This is a genomic window from Nisaea sp. (assembly GCF_034670185.1).
Classification (GTDB): domain Bacteria; phylum Pseudomonadota; class Alphaproteobacteria; order Thalassobaculales; family Thalassobaculaceae; genus Nisaea.
Window position 1 is genome coordinate 219,289 of the sequence record NZ_JAXMNY010000002.1, and the last position, 16,940, is coordinate 236,228.

General features: G+C 61.5%; 16 protein-coding genes. 10 read left to right on the forward strand and 6 right to left on the reverse strand.

Annotation, left to right across the window (positions count from 1 at the left end; genetic code table 11):
* Window positions 1–122: 122 nt before the first annotated feature.
* Together VOI22_RS10685 and VOI22_RS10690 are read right to left on the reverse strand one after the other, a co-directional pair.
* Window positions 123–551 carry a thioesterase family protein gene (locus VOI22_RS10685; protein ID WP_323796477.1) on the reverse strand — a complete coding sequence of 143 codons (429 nt, stop codon included), beginning with the start codon at window positions 549–551 and terminating at the stop codon, window positions 123–125.
* Window positions 552–554: 3 nt separating this feature from the next.
* Window positions 555–1,373 carry an alpha/beta hydrolase gene (locus VOI22_RS10690; RefSeq protein WP_323796478.1) on the reverse strand — a complete coding sequence of 273 codons (819 nt, stop codon included), beginning with the start codon at window positions 1,371–1,373 and terminating at the stop codon, window positions 555–557.
* A gap of 132 nt (window positions 1,374–1,505) precedes the next feature.
* Between VOI22_RS10690 and VOI22_RS10695 the strand changes: the two genes are divergently transcribed.
* The 3 genes from VOI22_RS10695 to VOI22_RS10705 all read left to right on the forward strand — a co-directional run bounded on the left by VOI22_RS10695 (window position 1,506) and on the right by VOI22_RS10705 (window position 5,115).
* Entirely contained in the window at window positions 1,506–1,982 is a 477-nt protein-coding gene (locus VOI22_RS10695; RefSeq protein WP_323796479.1) for a MarR family transcriptional regulator, read from the forward strand.
* 134 nt (window positions 1,983–2,116) lie between these two features.
* Entirely contained in the window at window positions 2,117–3,085 is a 969-nt protein-coding gene (locus tag VOI22_RS10700; RefSeq protein WP_323796480.1) for a phosphate/phosphite/phosphonate ABC transporter substrate-binding protein, read from the forward strand.
* A gap of 86 nt (window positions 3,086–3,171) precedes the next feature.
* Window positions 3,172–5,115, forward strand: coding sequence for an ATP-binding protein (locus VOI22_RS10705; RefSeq protein WP_323796481.1), 1,944 nt, complete (start codon window positions 3,172–3,174; stop codon window positions 5,113–5,115).
* Here the strand turns inward: VOI22_RS10705 and VOI22_RS10710 are convergent.
* Window positions 5,112–5,813 (reverse strand): GntR family transcriptional regulator, encoded by a 702-nt coding sequence (locus tag VOI22_RS10710; RefSeq protein WP_323797018.1) that lies wholly within the window; start codon window positions 5,811–5,813, stop codon window positions 5,112–5,114. The genes VOI22_RS10705 and VOI22_RS10710 overlap by 4 nt on opposite strands.
* Window positions 5,810–7,186 carry a formimidoylglutamate deiminase gene (locus VOI22_RS10715; RefSeq protein WP_323796482.1) on the reverse strand — a complete coding sequence of 459 codons (1,377 nt, stop codon included), beginning with the start codon at window positions 7,184–7,186 and terminating at the stop codon, window positions 5,810–5,812. Before VOI22_RS10715 ends, VOI22_RS10710 begins: the two co-directional genes overlap by 4 nt.
* A 91-nt stretch (window positions 7,187–7,277) precedes the next feature.
* Here VOI22_RS10715 and hutI point away from each other — a divergent pair, with 91 nt between their 5' ends.
* The 4 genes from hutI (at window position 7,278) to VOI22_RS10735 (ending at window position 12,694) form a co-directional block, all read left to right on the forward strand.
* Complete coding sequence (gene hutI / locus VOI22_RS10720) at window positions 7,278–8,477, forward strand: imidazolonepropionase (RefSeq protein WP_323796483.1); 1,200 nt, start codon at window positions 7,278–7,280, stop codon at window positions 8,475–8,477.
* Window positions 8,474–10,021: a histidine ammonia-lyase gene (gene hutH, locus VOI22_RS10725; RefSeq protein ID WP_416366181.1), complete on the forward strand. Its 1,548-nt coding sequence runs from the start codon at window positions 8,474–8,476 to the stop codon at window positions 10,019–10,021. Before hutI ends, hutH begins: the two co-directional genes overlap by 4 nt.
* A 15-nt stretch (window positions 10,022–10,036) precedes the next feature.
* Complete coding sequence (gene hutU, locus VOI22_RS10730) at window positions 10,037–11,704, forward strand: urocanate hydratase (RefSeq protein WP_323796484.1); 1,668 nt, start codon at window positions 10,037–10,039, stop codon at window positions 11,702–11,704.
* Between the two features lie 111 nt (window positions 11,705–11,815).
* Window positions 11,816–12,694: a protein-methionine-sulfoxide reductase heme-binding subunit MsrQ gene (locus tag VOI22_RS10735; RefSeq protein ID WP_323796485.1), complete on the forward strand. Its 879-nt coding sequence runs from the start codon at window positions 11,816–11,818 to the stop codon at window positions 12,692–12,694.
* 6 nt (window positions 12,695–12,700) lie between these two features.
* On the opposite strand, the gene VOI22_RS10740 is transcribed toward VOI22_RS10735, so the two are convergent.
* A complete protein-coding gene (locus VOI22_RS10740; RefSeq protein ID WP_323796486.1) occupies window positions 12,701–13,327 on the reverse strand; it encodes a 2-hydroxychromene-2-carboxylate isomerase in 627 nt (208 codons plus the stop codon).
* Between the two features lie 135 nt (window positions 13,328–13,462).
* On the opposite strand from VOI22_RS10740, the gene VOI22_RS10745 reads away from it, so the two are divergent.
* A complete protein-coding gene (locus tag VOI22_RS10745) occupies window positions 13,463–13,615 on the forward strand; it encodes a DUF2256 domain-containing protein (protein ID WP_323797020.1) in 153 nt (50 codons plus the stop codon).
* A 4-nt stretch (window positions 13,616–13,619) separates the two neighbouring features.
* Here the strand turns inward: VOI22_RS10745 and VOI22_RS10750 are convergent, their stop codons facing one another.
* The gene (locus VOI22_RS10750; RefSeq protein WP_323796487.1) at window positions 13,620–15,146 is read right to left on the reverse strand and encodes a cryptochrome/photolyase family protein; all 1,527 of its coding nucleotides are present in this window, start codon (window positions 15,144–15,146) and stop codon (window positions 13,620–13,622) included.
* Window positions 15,147–15,321: 175 nt separating this feature from the next.
* Between VOI22_RS10750 and VOI22_RS10755 the strand changes: the two genes are divergently transcribed.
* Entirely contained in the window at window positions 15,322–15,729 is a 408-nt protein-coding gene (locus VOI22_RS10755) for a DUF2946 family protein (protein WP_323796488.1), read from the forward strand.
* 56 nt (window positions 15,730–15,785) lie between these two features.
* A complete protein-coding gene (locus VOI22_RS10760; protein WP_323796489.1) occupies window positions 15,786–16,907 on the forward strand; it encodes an ABC transporter substrate-binding protein in 1,122 nt (373 codons plus the stop codon).
* Window positions 16,908–16,940: the final 33 nt, after the last annotated feature.

Sequence of the window (16,940 nt, forward strand, 5' to 3'; positions counted from 1 at the left end):
TTGGATATCGGTATCAATTGGTTCCTATACTATCTACCCGGAATGGTTAACCTCACGTAAAAGAATGCGCATAAAAAGACATCCTGAAGCTGGCATTCATGCCAAAAGCTCCCGCATAAAAACTATTGATCGGCAGCAACCTGTCCTTCGAACGCACGTATCCTGTCCCGGATCGGCCCGTCCCAGGCGACCGGCCGGCCGGTGCTTTTAACGAACTGAACAAGGGTTGACCGGCAGGTAAGCCTCACCTCCCCGTCACAGCTTGCAACGATCTCGACATCGAGGCTCGATGTCCCGATCCGCTTGACTTCGAGGCTCCAGTCCAGCACATCGCCCAGCCTACTGGGGGCACTGAAATCAACAGCAATTTTGGCCGTTGGAATCCCCCGGTCATCAACCTCGTGCATCTGGTGGAAGCCCCAATCGAGCCCGGTGCGGAACCACTCCTCGACGGTGAGATTGATCATTTCGAAATAGCGCGGATAGAAAACCATCGCCGCGGGGTCGCAATGCTGGAAGCGCACGTGCTGCTGCATCTGAAAAGCGGCCATTAATCAATATTCTCCTTTGGTGAAGCATCGGGTCAGATCAGAGGTGGCATCCTCCAGATCCCCGATGACGTCGAAGTGATGTTTGCCGTCTGCATGGACCGCCGCCGTCTCGGCGCCAAGCCCACCCCAGATTGAGGCGAGAAGGTCGTTCTGCCGGATGAATTCCGGACGCTCGCCGGAACCGACCCAGCAGGTCAAGCGGGCATCGGGCACTGGATATTGCAAGACAGGGCTCTCCATAGCAGCCTCGGCTTCGTCAAGTTTCAGATCGGCATTCATTTCAAGGTTCAGCAGCGGGCGCAGATCGTGCAGCCCGCTGATCGAGACGACCTGCCTGATTCGTGCCCGGAGTCCGGCGGCCAACGGCTCGTTACGGCACAACATGCGGCTGACCAGATGGCCTCCGGCTGAGTGACCGGCAAGATGAACGGGACCTTCGACGCGCTCTGCTGCCGTCGCAATCGCGCGGGCAATCTCGCCCGTTATTTCCGCAATGCGCGCTTCCGGCGCCAAGGTGTAGCTCGGTATGGCAACAGTCCAGCCTCGTTCGACCGCGCCGCGCGCCAGGTGCGACCAGGTACTTTTGTCGAAAGCCCGCCAGTAGCCGCCATGAACGAACAGCGCAAGCCCGGTCGCTGGACCAACAGGCCGGAACAGATCGAACAGGTTCCGCCTGCCCTCTCCATAGGGAATGTCGAGCTCTGCCCGGTCTCCAAGTTCATGTCGGAATGCGGCGGCTCGCTGTTGCCACATCGGCGGATAAGTCTCCGCTCCGGCAATGTGCGGACCGTTCGCGTAAGCATCGTTCCAATCGGCAATCATGCGCCGCCATTTCACGTTAACTACCAGAAAAGCGTCTAAACGCGATCCTAGGAGACGCACCAACCGTCGGCCAGTTTCAATTAAGACTCAATTTTTTGCTGCGAAATTAATTCAAAAGCCTAAGATTCACGAATGGCGCAAGCACCAAGCACACGTCTCGCGGAAAATGCAGAGACACGCAAGACTCGGCTCCGGCTCTGGCTAAACATCCTTCGAACGACGCGCTCGGTCGAGAACGCGCTGCGTGAGGAAATGCGAGTCTCCTACGATCAAACCCTGCCGCGGTTCGAAATCCTCGCAGTGCTGGAACGTAGCGAGAGCGGTCTCCGAATGAGCGCCCTTTCCGAAAAACTCATGGTCTCGAATGGCAATGTCACGGGGATCGTCGAACGCCTGGTACAGGACGGGCTAGTGGAGCGGATGGCGGTGCCGGGCGACAAGCGGGCCACACTGGTCAGGCTGACCCACAAGGGAGAAGCCGTCTTCGCCGAGATGGCCGACGTACACGAGCGTTGGGTCAATGAGCTTTTGCACACGGTCTCAGAACAGGAAGCGGGCCGGCTCATCGAAAGCCTGACAGAGATTCGGAAGCGAAGCACTGCTCCCTGACCCGGATCACGATGCCATGGATTGACACTCCGAATCAGATACCTGCCGTTAATCGTTTATTGTTTTTTTACCACTTAAAATAAGCCTCAGGATTAATCGGATCCGAAACAGATGAACCGGTAAAGGGGCGGGACGTGTCCACGACGAAGGTCACCGGCAAGTTAAAGGCGCAGGCTTCGAAAGAAGGGCGTTCCTGTCTGCTTGCTCGTGTCGCCGCAGTTATCCTCCTGGCGATGGGAATTTCAGCTTGCGACGATCCGGAGCCGAAAGCCACTGCACCAAAGTTTGGCGAAAAAGCCGCTGGCTCCGCTCTGCAGACGACATACAGTTTCGGGATACATCCACTCCACAATCCTGCGCGCCTGCATGAAATCTTCGGACCAATGATGCGCCACCTCGAAAACCGGATACCGGGTATTCAGTTCCGCCTTGAGGCTTCCAGAAACTACGCCGCCTACGATCAGAAACTCTATGAGGGAAAGTTCCACTTCTCCCTGCCGAACCCGTTCCAGACGATCAATTCATTGAACCACGGTTACCGCGTGTTCGGGAAAATGGGCGACGATGATAACTTCAGGGGGATCATCCTTGTCCGCAAAGACTCCGGCATCGAAAATGTCAGCGATCTGAAAGGTAAGGCGGTGAGTTTTCCGGCCCCGACCGCGCTGGCAGCAACAATGATGCCTCAATATTACCTTCAGTCGCATGGCCTCGATGTCATGAAGGACATCGACATCCGCTATGTCGGCTCGCAGGAATCCTCTGTCATGAATGTGTTTCTCGGCGATACGGTGGCCGGTGCCACTTGGCCGCCACCATGGTGGCTGCTCTCCGCGGAGCGCCCGGAGCTTGCGGAAAACCTGGAGGTGAAATGGGAGACCGACCCGCTTCCCAACAATGGCCTGGTCGTCCGCGAGGACGTGCCGGGCGACGTCGTCGACAAGGTCGCGGCGGTGCTGTTCGCCCTGCATACCCACGATGAAGGCAAAGAGATCCTTTCCCGTATGGATCTCTCCCGATTTGAAGCAGCCAGCAACGAGACCTACCGGCCCGTCGTTGAGTTTGTCGCGACGTTCAGCAGCGCTGTCCGTCCGGTGAAATAAAGATCCTTCAAGGGGGCGGATTTTTGATCAACCGTTTATGGCGCCGCATCGTAGGGCTTTGGACAGCGTCACTCCGGCGCCAGCTCATGCTCGGCATCCTCGCCGTGCACGCTGTGCTCATGACCATTTTTGTCTACGATCTCGTCAACCGTCAGCAGACCTTTCTCGCAGAGCAGGGCGTTTCCCAGACCAGAAGTCTCGCAGAGACACTGGCGGCGAACAGCACCTCCTGGGTGCTGGCAAACGATGTCCTCGGACTGGAAGAGGTCGTAACGTCCCAGTCCAAGTATCCTGGCCTCGTCTATGCGATGATCATTAATCCGGAAGGGCGCGTTCTAAGCCACACTGATCGGCAGTATGTCGGCCAGTTCCTCCAGGACGAGCAAAGCCTGTGGCTTCTCGTCTCTGAGCGCTCGACTCTCGTCCTCCATCAGAACGATCGCCTGATAGATGTCGCCGCGCCGGTCAAGATCAATGGACAACATATCGCCTGGGCCAGGGTGGCCATTTCGCGGGATGATGTCGCCCGCAGCCTCGAAATCGTCACCAGAGATGGAATCCTGTACACGCTCGCCGCAATTGCGATCGGCATGTTGTTCGCTTTCTTCATGGCCCGCGGCATGACGGCAAGCCTGCAGCATATGGTTTCGGTCGCAAACGACCTCCGGGAGGGTGGGAGCGATGCCCGGATCACCCTCGACCGTGCTGACGAATTGGGCAGTCTCGGCAATTCCTTCAACGCGCTGGCGGACGCCGTCGACAAGCGTGAAGCGGAACTTCGCCACCACCAAGATCATCTCGAGGAGATGGTTGCGGCAAGGACCCAGGACCTGATCAGGGAAGTCGCCGAGCGCAAACAGGCTGAAAAGAATTTGCGGGAATCCCGCGCAGTCATTGAGACGAGCGAGCGGAAGATTCGCCGCATTCTTGACAGCTCCTTCGCCGGAATATCCGTCGTACAGCAAAAACCGCTAAAGCGGCTTTATGCAAACCAGCGCTTCTTCGAAATGTTCGATATCGATCCAAATGCCCCGATCGAAACGACTGAATTCAGAATCACATACAAGTCCGACGCCGACGCAGAGATGTTGCTGGGCCACATTTCCAGAGGCGAAGCGTTCGAAAACTGCGTGATGGAACGAACAACCCTGGATAATAGGGATTGGTGGGTCTCTATGGACGGCATCCCGATCGAGTTCGAGGGGTTGCAAGCCATGATTGTCTGGCATTTTGACATCACCGACCAGAAACGCGCCGAGGCCGAACTAATTCAGTCGGAGAAGATGGCGTCGCTCGGCGGCCTGGTTGCCGGCGTCGCCCATGAAATTAATACTCCGCTCGGAATAGGAGTTACCGCGAGCTCTCATATCGTTGATCTGTCGAAAAAAATTCGCGATGTCGTCTCGGGTGGCCGGGTAACCCGGCAGAAGCTCGACCAGATGCTCTCCGATCTTGAGGAAACCGCTGGGATCACGTCCAGTAATCTCCTGAGGGCCGCGGAACTCATTCGCAGCTTCAAGCAAGTCTCTGCAGACCAATCAAGCAACTCCCGCAGAGAGTTTGAGCTCGGGAACTATCTCGGTGAGATCGCGACCAGCATCAAACCCCGGATAGCCCAGAGCGGACATACATTGTCTCTGGATTGCGAAGACGGACTCTCCGTGGATTCGTTCCCAGGGCCACTATCCCAATCCGTCACGAACATCGTGCTGAACGCGCTGATACATGCGTTTGACGGCCGAGCCGACGGCACGATCCGTTTGTCCGCACGAAAAGACGGAAACCATGCGCTCTTGACGATCAGTGACGACGGATGCGGGATGGACGCAGACATCGTCCGGCAAATTTTCGACCCGTTTTTCACGACCGCTCGCGGGCGTGGCGGAACCGGCCTTGGGCTTCATATCGTCTTCAACCAGATGACCCAGATTCTCGGGGGCACGATCGAATGCACATCATCGCCGGGTAACGGCACGACCTTCAAGATCCGCTTCCCATTGACGGCGCCGAAACGGGGAGACGACAGCTAGATGGTCGTCGTCATCCGATAGCCTGGCCTGTAGGCAAGGCGAACAAAAGTAATCGGCGCCGCCTCGTTCCAGGTCGTGCGTTCGATGGCAAAGAGAGCCGCCCCCTGCTGCGTGCCAAGAGCGGCCGCCTGTGCGACGGACGCCTCCTCCGCCAGAAAACTGATATCGCCCCTGGTGAAAGGCTGGTTCCTGACCAGCCACTCGTTCGGGCTGATGGCTGAGAAGTCGGCTTCGGCGAATTCCGGCACGGCCTCCAGATTGATCCAGCGATCTTCGTAGAGAAACGGCTGCTCATCCGCGCGGTGCAGACCCCGCATATGAAGCGCATCGAAAGCGCCCTCCAGATGCATCGCTTTGGCGGCCAACTCGGGCAGGCGGGCGCGCCGGCACTCCAGAATGTCGAAGCGATAGGCGCAGCCCGCGGCTTCGACCTCAATCCGGGTGATCGGGATTTCCAGCGTGGCCTTTCGCACCGGGTCGAGCGCGACACGGGTTCCCGCCTTGCGCTTCCGTTCCAGCAGGCCGCTATCGGCAAGCCCCTGCAAGGCCCGGTTCACCGTCGCACGGGCGCAGCCGAATTCCGCCGCAAGGTCCGTCTCGCCGGGGATGAGCTCGCCTGGCCGCCAGACTCGGTCGGCGATGCGGCGTTTGATTTCTGCCTGAATACCTTGCCAGGACTTGAGCGCTGACTGTGTCAGAGTGCGTCCTCCAGATCACGGAGTGCTTCACGGTAGCGGGCCCGGATCTGGTCCCGTGCGATATGCCGGCCGTCTGTTACCACATGCCGTCCAGCGGACCAGACATCGCGGACCCAGCGATCGTCACCGGCGAAAATGAAGGTATCGAGAATGCGGTCCCCGGTCCTCCCGGCAATATCGAGCGCGGCTCCGTCCAGAGCCACCAGATCGGCAACCCGTCCCGGCGCAATCGCCCCGCTGTCCCGCCCGGCTGCCTGAGCACCGCCCCGCACTGCTTCCTCGAACAACACGCGCCCGGCAGAGCGTTGCTGCTCGGCCAGAACGGCGCGGCCCTTGTCCCGCAACCGTTGGGAATATTCCAGCGTCCGCAGCTCCTCACTGAGAGAAATCCGGATGTTCGAGTCGGACCCGACACCGAAACTGCCGCCTGCCGCGCGATACCGGACACCATCGAAGATCCCGTCGCCAAGACTGGATTCGGTGATCGGGCACAGCCCGGCGACAGCACCGCTTTTCGCCATCGCCTCGGTCTCCGTTGGCTCCATCTGGGTGGCATGGATCAGGCACCAGCGCTCATCGACTGCGTGGTTTTCCAGGAGCCAGGTCATTGGCCGGGCGCCCCAGGCGGCCTCGACCTCCTCGACTTCGGCCACCTGCTCGGCGACATGGATATGGATCGGCCGGTCCGGACGGAGTGCCGCCGCCCCGGCAAGCGCCTCTCGCGTCACCGCGCGCAAAGAATGTGGCGCGACCGCGATACCGCAATCCGATGTCAGCTTTGCCACCGTCGCTTCCGCTTCTTCGAGCAAGCGCGCATAGCGGTCCGGATCGTTGCCGAAGCGGATCTGCCCCGGCCCGAGAGCGCGCCCGTCACAGCCGCCGACCTGATAGAGCACCGGCGCAAGAGTAAGGCCGACACCCGTCTCCGCCGCCGCCTCGACAATACGCTCGCTCATCTCGCCAAGAGCGGCATAGGGCGTGCCGTCGACCTGATGATGCAGGTAGTGGAACTCCACCGACCCGGCATAGCCCGCCTCCAGCATCTCCATCTGCACCAGCGCCGTGATAGCGCTGACATGCGCCGGTGTCAGGGATTGCAGAAAGCGGTACATCAACCGCCGCCAGGTCCAGAAACTGTCTTTGGGATCGGGTCCCCGGCCCTCCGTCAGCCCCGCCATAGCCCGCTGGAACGCATGCGAATGCAGGTTCACCGGCGCGGGCAGCAACACAGCCACGCGATGGTCCGCGCCAGCGGCGGCGGAAGCGTCGCCAGTCCGGACAGAGCCGATACGGCCAATGCCGTCAATCGTAACCAGCGCATCCCGCTGCCAGCCGTCTTCCATCAGAAGTGTCTCTGCGAAAACCGTCGTCACGGTGGCGTCTCCTTGTTGACAGCATTTATTATGTATAGACATAATATTCAAATCAGCCTTCCGGGCAAGCTTCTATTCGGACCAGACGGCCATGCAGATCCTCGGCAATACCACGCTCGCCACCATGCTCCCCAGCACCGTTTCCTATGGTCTGGTGAAGAACGGCGCCGTCGCGCTGAGGGACGAGAAAATCGTCTGGGCCGGTCCTGAACCGGATCTTCCGGCCAGCTATGCGGACTGGCCGCGCGAGGATCTTGGCGGGCGGCTGGTCACCCCCGCGCTGGTGGATTGCCACACTCATATCGTCTTCGGCGGCAACCGGGCCCGCGAGTTCGAACTGCGCCTTGAAGGCGCCAGCTACGAGGAAGTTGCCCGTGCCGGCGGCGGCATCGTCTCCACCGTGACGGCCACCCGCGCGGCCAGCGAGGACGATCTGGTCGCCGATGCCCTGCCCCGCGTCGATGCGTTGCTGGCGGAAGGCGTCGCCACAATCGAAATCAAATCCGGCTACGGCCTCGATATCGAGACCGAGCTGCGCATGCTGCGCGCCGCCCGCCGGATCGGGCAAGAGCGGCCGATCCGGATCCGCACGAGCTTCCTCGGCGCGCACGCTGTTCCGGCGGAATACAAGGACCGGGCGGATGCCTATATCGACGAGATCTGCCTGCCTGCCCTGACGAAAGCAGCAGAAGAAGGTCTCGCCGATGCGGTGGACGGTTTCTGCGAAGGCATCGCTTTCAGCCCGGCCCAGATCGAACGGGTTTTCAAACGGGCAAAAGAACTCGGATTGCCGGTAAAGCTCCACGCGGAGCAACTTTCCGATCTCGGCGGCACGGCACTGGCCGCACGACACGGCGCGCTGTCGGCGGACCATCTGGAATATCTCGGCGCTGTCGGCATTGCTGCCATGGCCAAAAGCGGCACCGTTGCCGTGCTGCTGCCCGGTGCCTTCTACACATTGCGCGAGACGCGGCTGCCTCCAGTTCAGGCCCTGCGTGACGCGGGCGTATCGATTGCGATCGCGACCGACTGCAATCCCGGCTCTTCGCCACTGACCTCACTGCTTTTGACTATGAACATGGCCTGCACGCTGTTCCGGATGACGCCGGAAGAAGCGCTGGCTGGCGCCACCCGGATCGCCGCGCAGGCGCTTGGCCTTGACGATGCCGGCACCATCGAGGCCGGAAAGCGGGCCGATCTCGCCGTCTGGAATGTCAACGAGCCGGCCGAGCTGGCCTACCGCATCGGTTTCAATCCTCTCAACAAGCGCATTTTCGCGGGGACTTCATGAGCGACATCATCCTGACGCCGGGCAGCACCACGCTGCTTGATCTGGAGGGCCTGCGCGGCCAGGGCCACCGGTTCCGGCTTGACCGGGCGGCGAAACCCGCTGTCGATGCGGCCGCCGCGCTTGTCGCCCAGGCGGCGAACGGGGATGAGGCCGTCTATGGCGTCAATACCGGCTTCGGCAAGCTCGCCACCGTGCGGATCGCACCGGAAGACACCTCCACCCTGCAGCGCAACCTGATCCGCTCCCACTGCGCAGGTGTCGGCACGCCGACGGAGACGCAGGTGGTGCGGGCCATGATGATCCTGAAGCTGCTGTCCCTCGGACGCGGCGCCTCCGGTGTGCGCTGGGAAGTGATCGAACTGATCGAGGCAATGTTGCGCGCCCGGGTGACACCCATCGTGCCGAGCCAGGGTTCCGTCGGCGCTTCAGGCGACCTCGCCCCGCTCGCCCACATGGCGGCTGTGCTGATCGGCGAGGGCAAGGCCGAGTACAAAGGCCGGATCATGCCGGGCAAGGAAGCGCTGGACTCCGCCGGGCTGGCGCCGATTGAGCTGGGCCCGAAGGAAGGGCTGGCGCTGATCAACGGCACCCAGTTCTGCACTGCCTACGCGCTGGCCGCCCTGTCCCATGCCTGGCGCAATGTCGAGGCGGGTGTGGTTGCGGCAGCCCTCTCCACCGACGCCATCATGGGCTCCACCGCGCCCCTGCATCCCGCCATTCATGCCCTGCGCGGCCATCCCGGTCAGATCGACGTCGCCGCCGCCATGCGGGCGCTGATGGACGGATCGGAGATCCGAGAAAGTCATGTGCTCGGCGATACCCGTGTGCAGGACCCCTATTGCATTCGTTGCCACCCGCAGGTCTCCGGCGCCGCCATCGACATGATGCGCCATGCGGCCCGCACGCTGGAAATCGAGGCCAACGCGGTGACCGACAACCCGTTGGTGCTGGTCGAGGACGGCCAGATCATTTCCGGCGGCAACTTCCACGCAGAGCCGGTCGGCTTCGCCGCTGACCAGATGGCCATCGCCATCGCCGAGATCGGCGCCATCGCCCAGCGTCGCATCGCGTTGATGGTCGATCCGGTGCTGTCCTTCGACCTGCCGGCGTTCCTGACACCCGAGCCGGGGCTGAATTCCGGCATGATGATCGCGGAGGTCACCACCGCCGCGCTGATGAGCGAAAACAAGCATCTCGCCAATCCCTGCTCGACCGATTCGACGCCGACCAGCGCCAATCAGGAAGATCATGTTTCCATGGCCGCGCACGGCGCCCGGCGGCTGATGCGGATGAATGACAACCTGACCCGGATCATCGCCGTCGAGCTGCTCTGCGCTGCACAGGGCGTGGAATTCCGGGCTCCACTGAAAACCAGCGCAGCCCTGCAGCGCGTGGTTTCCACCATCCGCACCGTCTCGCCAACCCTGACCGAGGATCGCGAGGTCGCGGTCGATATCGAAGCTGTCGCCGAACGCATCCTCGACAAAACCGTCGCGGAGGCCACCGAGCACGGCCCGCTGATGACCCTTTCCGCCCGCTACTAAACCGGAGCCGAAACCATGACAAATCCCCGCAAGAATGCCCGCGACATCTTCCCGCCGACCGGCCCGGAGCTGAGCGCCAAGCATTGGACCACTGAAGCTCCGATGCGAATGCTGATGAACAATCTGCATCCGGACGTGGCCGAGAACCCGCATGAGCTGGTGGTCTATGGCGGCATCGGCCGGGCCGCGCGGACCTGGGAGGATTTCGACCGGATCGTCGCAAGCCTGAAGACGCTGGAAGAGGAAGAGACCTTGCTGGTGCAGTCCGGCCGCCCGGTCGGTGTTTTCCGCACGCACAAGGACGCCCCGCGCGTGCTGATCGCCAACTCCAACCTTGTCCCCCACTGGGCCACCTGGGAGCATTTCAACGAGCTCGATCGCAAGGGCCTGATGATGTACGGCCAGATGACGGCCGGCTCCTGGATCTATATCGGCAGCCAGGGCATCGTGCAGGGCACCTATGAGACCTTCGTCGAAGCCGGGCGCCAGCATTATGGCGGCGACCTGAAGGGTAAATGGATCCTGACCGCCGGGCTTGGTGGCATGGGCGGTGCCCAGCCGCTCGCCGCCGTCTTTGCGGGCGCCTGCTGCCTTGCCGTTGAATGCGACGAGACCCGGATCGATTTCCGCCTGCGCACCGGCTATGTCGACGAGAAGGCCACCAGCCTCGATGAGGCACTGGCGATGATCGAGCGCTGGACAGCGGCAGGCGAGGCGAAATCCGTCGGCCTGCTCGGCAATGCCGCCGACATCGTGCCGGAGATCGAGCGGCGCGGCATCCGCCCGGACATCGTCACCGACCAGACTTCGGCCCATGATCCGGTGCACGGGTATCTGCCGCAGGGCTGGAGCGTTGCTGAATGGCGGGAGAAGCAGGAGAGCGATCCTAAAGCGGTCGAGAAAGCCGCCCGCACTTCGATGAAGACCCATGTCGCGGCGATGGTCGCCTTCTCGGAACGGGACGTTCCCACCGTCGATTACGGCAACAACATCCGTCAGGTCGCGCTGGAAGAAGGGCTGGAGAACGCCTTCGCCTTCCCCGGCTTCGTGCCCGCCTATATCCGTCCGCTGTTCTGCCGCGGCGTCGGCCCGTTCCGCTGGGTCGCTCTCTCCGGCGATCCGGAGGATATCTACAAGACCGACGCCAAGGTGAAGGAGCTGATGCCCGACGACACGCATCTGCATAACTGGCTCGACATGGCGCGGGAGCGGATCTCCTTCCAGGGCCTTCCGGCGCGGATCTGCTGGGTCGGCCTCGGTGACCGGCACCGGCTCGGCCTCGCCTTCAACGAAATGGTCCGCAATGGCGAACTGAAAGCCCCGGTGGTGATCGGCCGCGACCATCTCGACAGCGGCTCTGTCGCCTCGCCGAACCGCGAAACCGAAGCGATGAAGGACGGCTCCGATGCGGTGTCCGACTGGCCGCTGCTGAACGCTCTCCTGAACACGGCCTCAGGCGCCACATGGGTCTCGCTGCATCATGGCGGCGGCGTCGGCATGGGTTTCTCCCAGCATGCCGGTATGGTCATCGTCTGCGACGGCACCGAGGATGCCGATCGGCGGCTGGAGCGGGTGCTATGGAACGACCCGGCGACCGGCGTCATGCGGCACGCCGATGCGGGCTATGAGATCGCCGTGGACTGCGCAAGGGAGCACGGTCTCAACCTGCCCGGTATTCTCTGAGGCCGCCTGCGAACACGCCGCAGTCACGGGATAGTGGGTTGCGGCCGGGCGGAAACTGCCCAGCTTGACCGGGAGCGTTGATATTCCGGCGCAGGCAAGGAAAAGTACCGCATGAGTGTTGTTACCGGCAGCCCAGGACTGAACCATTTCCTTACGGCATACCTCCCCTGGACAAGCAGGACCGGAAGGATCTGCCCGTTGAGGCTGTCTGTCTTCCTTGCCCTGCTCGCCCCGGCCCTGCTGCTTATTTTCGACAGCGTCACCGGTACTCTCGGCCCTCGTCCCTGGGAAGCGGCAATCCACCGGATCGGCTGGTGGTCCGTGGTCTTCCTGCTGACGTCACTTGCCGTCACACCATTGCGCCGGGTTCTGCGCTGGAGCGGCCTGATCGCGGTACGCCGGATGATTGGCGTCAGCGTCTTTCTCGCCGTGGCACTGCATCTGCTGCTCTATATGGGCCAGCAGTCCTGGGATCTGATCAAGGTCGCGAGCGAGATTGTCCTGCGCTTCTATCTGACCATCGGCTTCGTCGCCCTGCTCGGCCTCGCCGCCCTTGCCGCGACATCGACGGACGGTATGATCCGGCGCCTCGGCGGCAAGCGCTGGCAGCTCCTGCACAAGCTGGTCTATCCGATCGGCCTGCTAGCTCTGGTGCACTTCTTCCTGCAGTCCAAGAACGACGTAACCGAGCCGATCCTGTTCAGCGGACTGTTCGTCTGGCTGATGCTGTACCGTGTCTGGCGCTGGCGCTTGGGTGACCCGCGCATTCTCGGACTCGTGCTTTTAGCCGTTGGCGCCGCCATCTTGACCGGAACCGGCGAGAGCGTGGTCATCTCGCTCAAACATAACGTCCCGCTCTCGGTGATGCTGCAGTCGCAATTCGATCCCGAACTCGGAATCCGGCCCGCCTGGTGGGTTCTGGGAATCGGACTTGCCGTGACCATGTTTGCCTCGATCAGGCAGTATCAGCGCCGCCCTGCCTCCGCCTGAAAAGGTTTAGGACGGCAGGGTCCAGTCGTTCGCGAAGGGCTTCTTCAGGGCACGTGCGACCAATTCCAGCCGGTCCTGGCCGTAGAACGGATCGCCGTCGACGACATAGGTGGGCGAGCCGAAGAAGCCCCGGTCGATGGCTTCCTGGGTATTGGCACGGTGCCGTGCGTCGATCTCCTCCGCCCCCGCGGCGTCAAAAAGCGCCGGGCCGTCGAGCCCCACCGATGCGGCAATGGCAAACAGCGTCTCGCGGTTCGACAGATCCGCATCGTCGGCCCAGTGCGCTTCCAGAAAACCATGCGCCAGCCGGTCCGTCGCCGCGCCTGTCTCGCCACAGGCGATCAACATACGGTTTGCCATGTCGTAGGATTCATGATGATAGGTCGGCCGTCGCTTGATGATTCTGGCCTCGCGATATTCGGCCCAGCGGCCGATTTCCCTGCCAAACCAGTAAGCAGTGTAGGTTTCATCGCGAACCCGCTCAGCATTGCCGCGCGCCGTCACCAGATCGCGCAAGAAGAACGGCCGGTGCACCACTTTCGCTCCGGCCTTGGCGGCGATCTTCTGGAAGAGGGACGAGCCGATATAGGCGTATCCGGAATAGGCGGCATAGAAATATTCGATGGTTTTCATGCGGAGACTCCGGAAACGGTGCGGTCAATCCGGTCTCGTTCTTGCGACAGACCGATGGCACTGATCCTTTGCGCCGCGGCTCTCGTAAAGCAAGTCAGAACCACCGTTAAGTGATGGAGTGTGCGCAGCTTGAAGATGCGGAGAAAAGGCGATTTGCCCCAGAAGACCTGCGCCGCCTGTGCCCGACCGTTCGCATGGCGGCGGAAATGGGCGCGAGACTGGGACTCAGTCCGGTACTGTTCCGAACGCTGCCGGCGCGGAGCAAAATCACCGGGCGCGAAAGGCTAGATGCTCAGGAAAGAGCGTCGAGAAAAGCATCCGCACTCTCGCGGTAAGCCTGCTGCTTGTCCGCTGTCATACGATCCCAGGTGCGGTAGACCGGGCCAAGACGCGGATTTCCGTCCAGTTTTTCCCGGTTCCTGTCGAGGAAATGCCAATACAGGGAATTGAAGGGACAGGCGCCATCGCCGGTCTTCTGTTTCACGTCAAAACAGCAATTCCCGCAATAGTCGGACATTTTGTTGATGTAGTTCCCGCTTGCCGCATAAGGCTTGGAGCCGAGCAAACCGCCATCGGCGAACTGGCTCATCCCCACTGTGTTTGGCATCTCCACCCATTCATAGGCATCGGCATAGACCGCCAGATACCATTCATGCACCTGATGCGGATCAATCCCGGCCAGCATCGCGAAATTGCCCGTCACCATCAGTCGCTGAATGTGATGGGCATAGGCCTCTTCCCTCGTCTGGCCGATAGCTGCGGCAAGGCAGGCCATGTCGGTCTTGCCCGTCCAGTAGAAGTCAGGCAAAGGACGGGTGGCGCTGAAGAAGTTCGAGCCCGCATAGTCCGGCATCTTCAGCCAGTAAATACCCCGGGCATATTCCCGCCAGCCGATGATCTGCCGAATGAAGCCTTCGGCCGCATTCAACGGCACGTCGCCATCGAGATAGGCCCGCTCGACACGGCGGCAGACAGCGAGCGGATCAAGCAGGCCTGCATTGAGATAGTGGCTCACAACGGCGTGGTAGAGAAATCTTTGCCCCGTCAGCATGGCATCCTGAAAGTCCCCGAAGCGCGGTAAGGCCTGCGCTACGAAATTCTCGAACGCCGCGTCCGCATCCGCACGGGTCACAGCGAACCAGAACGGCTCCAGGTCGCCGAAATGGTCAGCGAACTCAAGGTAAACGAGATCGAGAACCTGCCGGGTGATTTCATCGGGGTTGGTCCGAAATGGCTTGGGCATGAAGAGGTCACCCGCAGCGGGCTTCCGGTTTTCCGCATCATAATTCCACTTGCCCCCAGCCGGCTTATCCCCCTCCATCAGCAGACCGGTCTTGCGGCGCATTTCACGATAGAAATACTCCATCCGGAGCTGCTTACGACCGTCCGCCCAGGCCGCAAACTCTTCTCTAGATGACAGAAAACGGTCATCCGGCAGAACATCCACCGGTCGGCCAAGCGCATCGCTCCAGCGCCGCATTTCCTCCTGCAAACGCCACTCCCCGGCCTCGGTGACGATGACACGAGCGGGGTTCCAGCGCTCTGAAAACCGCGCCACCTCTGCACCGAGCGATCCGGTATTCTGCGGATCGTCCAGCCGGACATACTCGACCGTCCAGCCGTCTTCGCGAAGTTCTTCAGCGAAATGCCGCATTGCCGAGAAAAGAAAAGCGATCTTCTTCTTGTGGTGTTTTACATAGCTCGCCTCTGTGGCGACTTCCGCCAACAGGACAACATCACTGTGCTTATCGCCAGCCTTGAGCGAGGAAAGCACCGGAGACAACTGGTCGCCGAGAACAAGGATCAGATTGCCGACCATGACAGGCTCCGCACAAGAGAGGGACATTGTCACGGGTACGCTCTTGCCGCGGTGATGGATTGGTTAGCGGTCGAATAAGGAGCCGCCCGGTTCCGCACCTCACGGTTTTGACATTGCCTTTCGTCCATCGGCGAGACATTGTGCCCGCCGATCTTCACCGGTACCCAGTGAGGCCATGCAGTCTCTGAGGCAGAAACGGACATTGGCGCTGCTTCCCGCGATCCTCTGGATCGCGGTGCAATTCGCCATGACCGGCGTGTTTTCCACGCCGGCTTCTGCCGCCTATGCCGCGCTGGGCTCCGGGCAAGCCAAGCAAATTGTCCAGATCTGCTCCCCGGACGGCAGCCTCCGGACCATCGCTCTCGATGCGCAGGGCCTTCCCGTTCAGGAGACCGGCGGCGCCAACGGCTGCGACTGGTGCCAGTCCTTCGGTGCTTTCATTCTGCCGGCACCGACGGCGGACGGCCTCCCGCACCGCCTGTTATCCGGACATGCCCGGCAAGCGATACCAGACACGCAAAACCACCGTCTGACGGCATCCCAGAGCCGTCATCCGACCCGCGCACCTCCTTCTGTGACCTGATCCACCCCAACAGGTGCTCCGGCACCGCGATCAGTACTCACAAAAGGTTTTATCCCATGTTCCGCACTCTTCGTGCGGCCGGGGCCGGTCTGGCCCTCGCCGCCGCATCCCTTGTTGCCGTCCCGGCGGCGGCGTCCGCCGCTCCTGAAACAGTCACCGTGACAGATACTCTGGGCCGGACCGTGACCGTGCCGCACGGCGCAAAACGCGTTCTCCTCGGTTTCTACTTCGAGGATTTCTACGCCATCGTCGGCCCCGATGCCTTTCAGCGTGTCGTCGCCATTTCCCGCGATACCTGGGAAGGCTGGCGTAATTTGCAGTGGAAGGCCTATAGCGCGGTCGAGCCACGCCTCGAGACTCTCGTCGATATCGGCGAAGTCGATTCCGGAACGTTCAATATCGAGGCAGCGCTGGTGGCAAAACCGGACGTCGCCATCGTCGCCGCCTGGCAGTTCCGCAGCATGGGCAATGCCGTCGACAAGCTGGAGAAGGCCGGCATCCCCGTGGTTGCCGCCGATTTCAATGCCCAGACCCTCGAAAAACATCTGGCGAGCGCCCGGCTGATCGGGACCGTCATGGCCTCCGAAGACCGCGCGGAACAGTTGGCCGGTGAATATGAAGCCGCCTTCAAGGACGTTCTCGCCCGCGTGGCAAAGGCCACCGGTCCGAAAAAGCGGGTCTATGTCGAACTCGCCCGGAAGGGAGCTTCGGAATACGACAACAGCTATGCCGGACGAATGTGGGGCGGTGTGATCGACCTCGCCGGTGGAGACAATATCGCCAACGGCCAGATTACAAACTGGGGCGCCCTCAGCCCTGAATATGTGCTCGCCTCGAAGCCTGAGATGGTCCTGCTTGCAGGCTCCGGATGGCTAGGCCGGGATAAGGCGGTTCTGCTTGGCTTCGGCATTGACGAGAAACAGACCCGTGCGCGTGTGACCCCATACCGGTCCCGTCCCGGATGGCCGGATCTGCCAGCCGTCCGGAACAACGAGATCTATGCCGTCTATCACGGCGGCGCGCGGACCCTGTACGACTACACATTCCTGCAATTCATCGCCAAGGCGCTGCACCCGGATGCATTTGCCGATGTCGACCCGCAGGAAAACCACCGGCGCTTCTACGAGAAATGGCTGCCTGTCGCGGCCTCCGGAAGCTTCATGCTGAAGGCTGACTGACGCCCTGCGGCCCCGGCGGTTCGGACAGTTCCG

What these genes read in the sequence shown, in the direction of transcription:
- VOI22_RS10685 (WP_323796477.1), bottom strand. Translation starts at nt 551, where the DNA reads ATGGCCGCTTTTCAGATGCAGCAGCACGTGCGCTTCCAGCATTGCGAC.
- VOI22_RS10690 (WP_323796478.1), bottom strand. Translation starts at nt 1,373, where the DNA reads ATGATTGCCGATTGGAACGATGCTTACGCGAACGGTCCGCACATTGCC.
- VOI22_RS10695 (WP_323796479.1), top strand. Translation starts at nt 1,506, where the DNA reads ATGGCGCAAGCACCAAGCACACGTCTCGCGGAAAATGCAGAGACACGC.
- VOI22_RS10705 (WP_323796481.1), top strand. Translation starts at nt 3,172, where the DNA reads ATGCTCGGCATCCTCGCCGTGCACGCTGTGCTCATGACCATTTTTGTC.
- hutI (WP_323796483.1), top strand. Translation starts at nt 7,278, where the DNA reads ATGCAGATCCTCGGCAATACCACGCTCGCCACCATGCTCCCCAGCACC.
- hutH (WP_416366181.1), top strand. Translation starts at nt 8,474, where the DNA reads ATGAGCGACATCATCCTGACGCCGGGCAGCACCACGCTGCTTGATCTG.
- hutU (WP_323796484.1), top strand. Translation starts at nt 10,037, where the DNA reads ATGACAAATCCCCGCAAGAATGCCCGCGACATCTTCCCGCCGACCGGC.
- VOI22_RS10735 (WP_323796485.1), top strand. Translation starts at nt 11,816, where the DNA reads ATGAGTGTTGTTACCGGCAGCCCAGGACTGAACCATTTCCTTACGGCA.
- VOI22_RS10740 (WP_323796486.1), bottom strand. Translation starts at nt 13,327, where the DNA reads ATGAAAACCATCGAATATTTCTATGCCGCCTATTCCGGATACGCCTAT.
- VOI22_RS10745 (WP_323797020.1), top strand. Translation starts at nt 13,463, where the DNA reads ATGCGGAGAAAAGGCGATTTGCCCCAGAAGACCTGCGCCGCCTGTGCC.
- VOI22_RS10750 (WP_323796487.1), bottom strand. Translation starts at nt 15,146, where the DNA reads ATGGTCGGCAATCTGATCCTTGTTCTCGGCGACCAGTTGTCTCCGGTG.
- VOI22_RS10755 (WP_323796488.1), top strand. Translation starts at nt 15,322, where the DNA reads ATGCAGTCTCTGAGGCAGAAACGGACATTGGCGCTGCTTCCCGCGATC.
- VOI22_RS10760 (WP_323796489.1), top strand. Translation starts at nt 15,786, where the DNA reads ATGTTCCGCACTCTTCGTGCGGCCGGGGCCGGTCTGGCCCTCGCCGCC.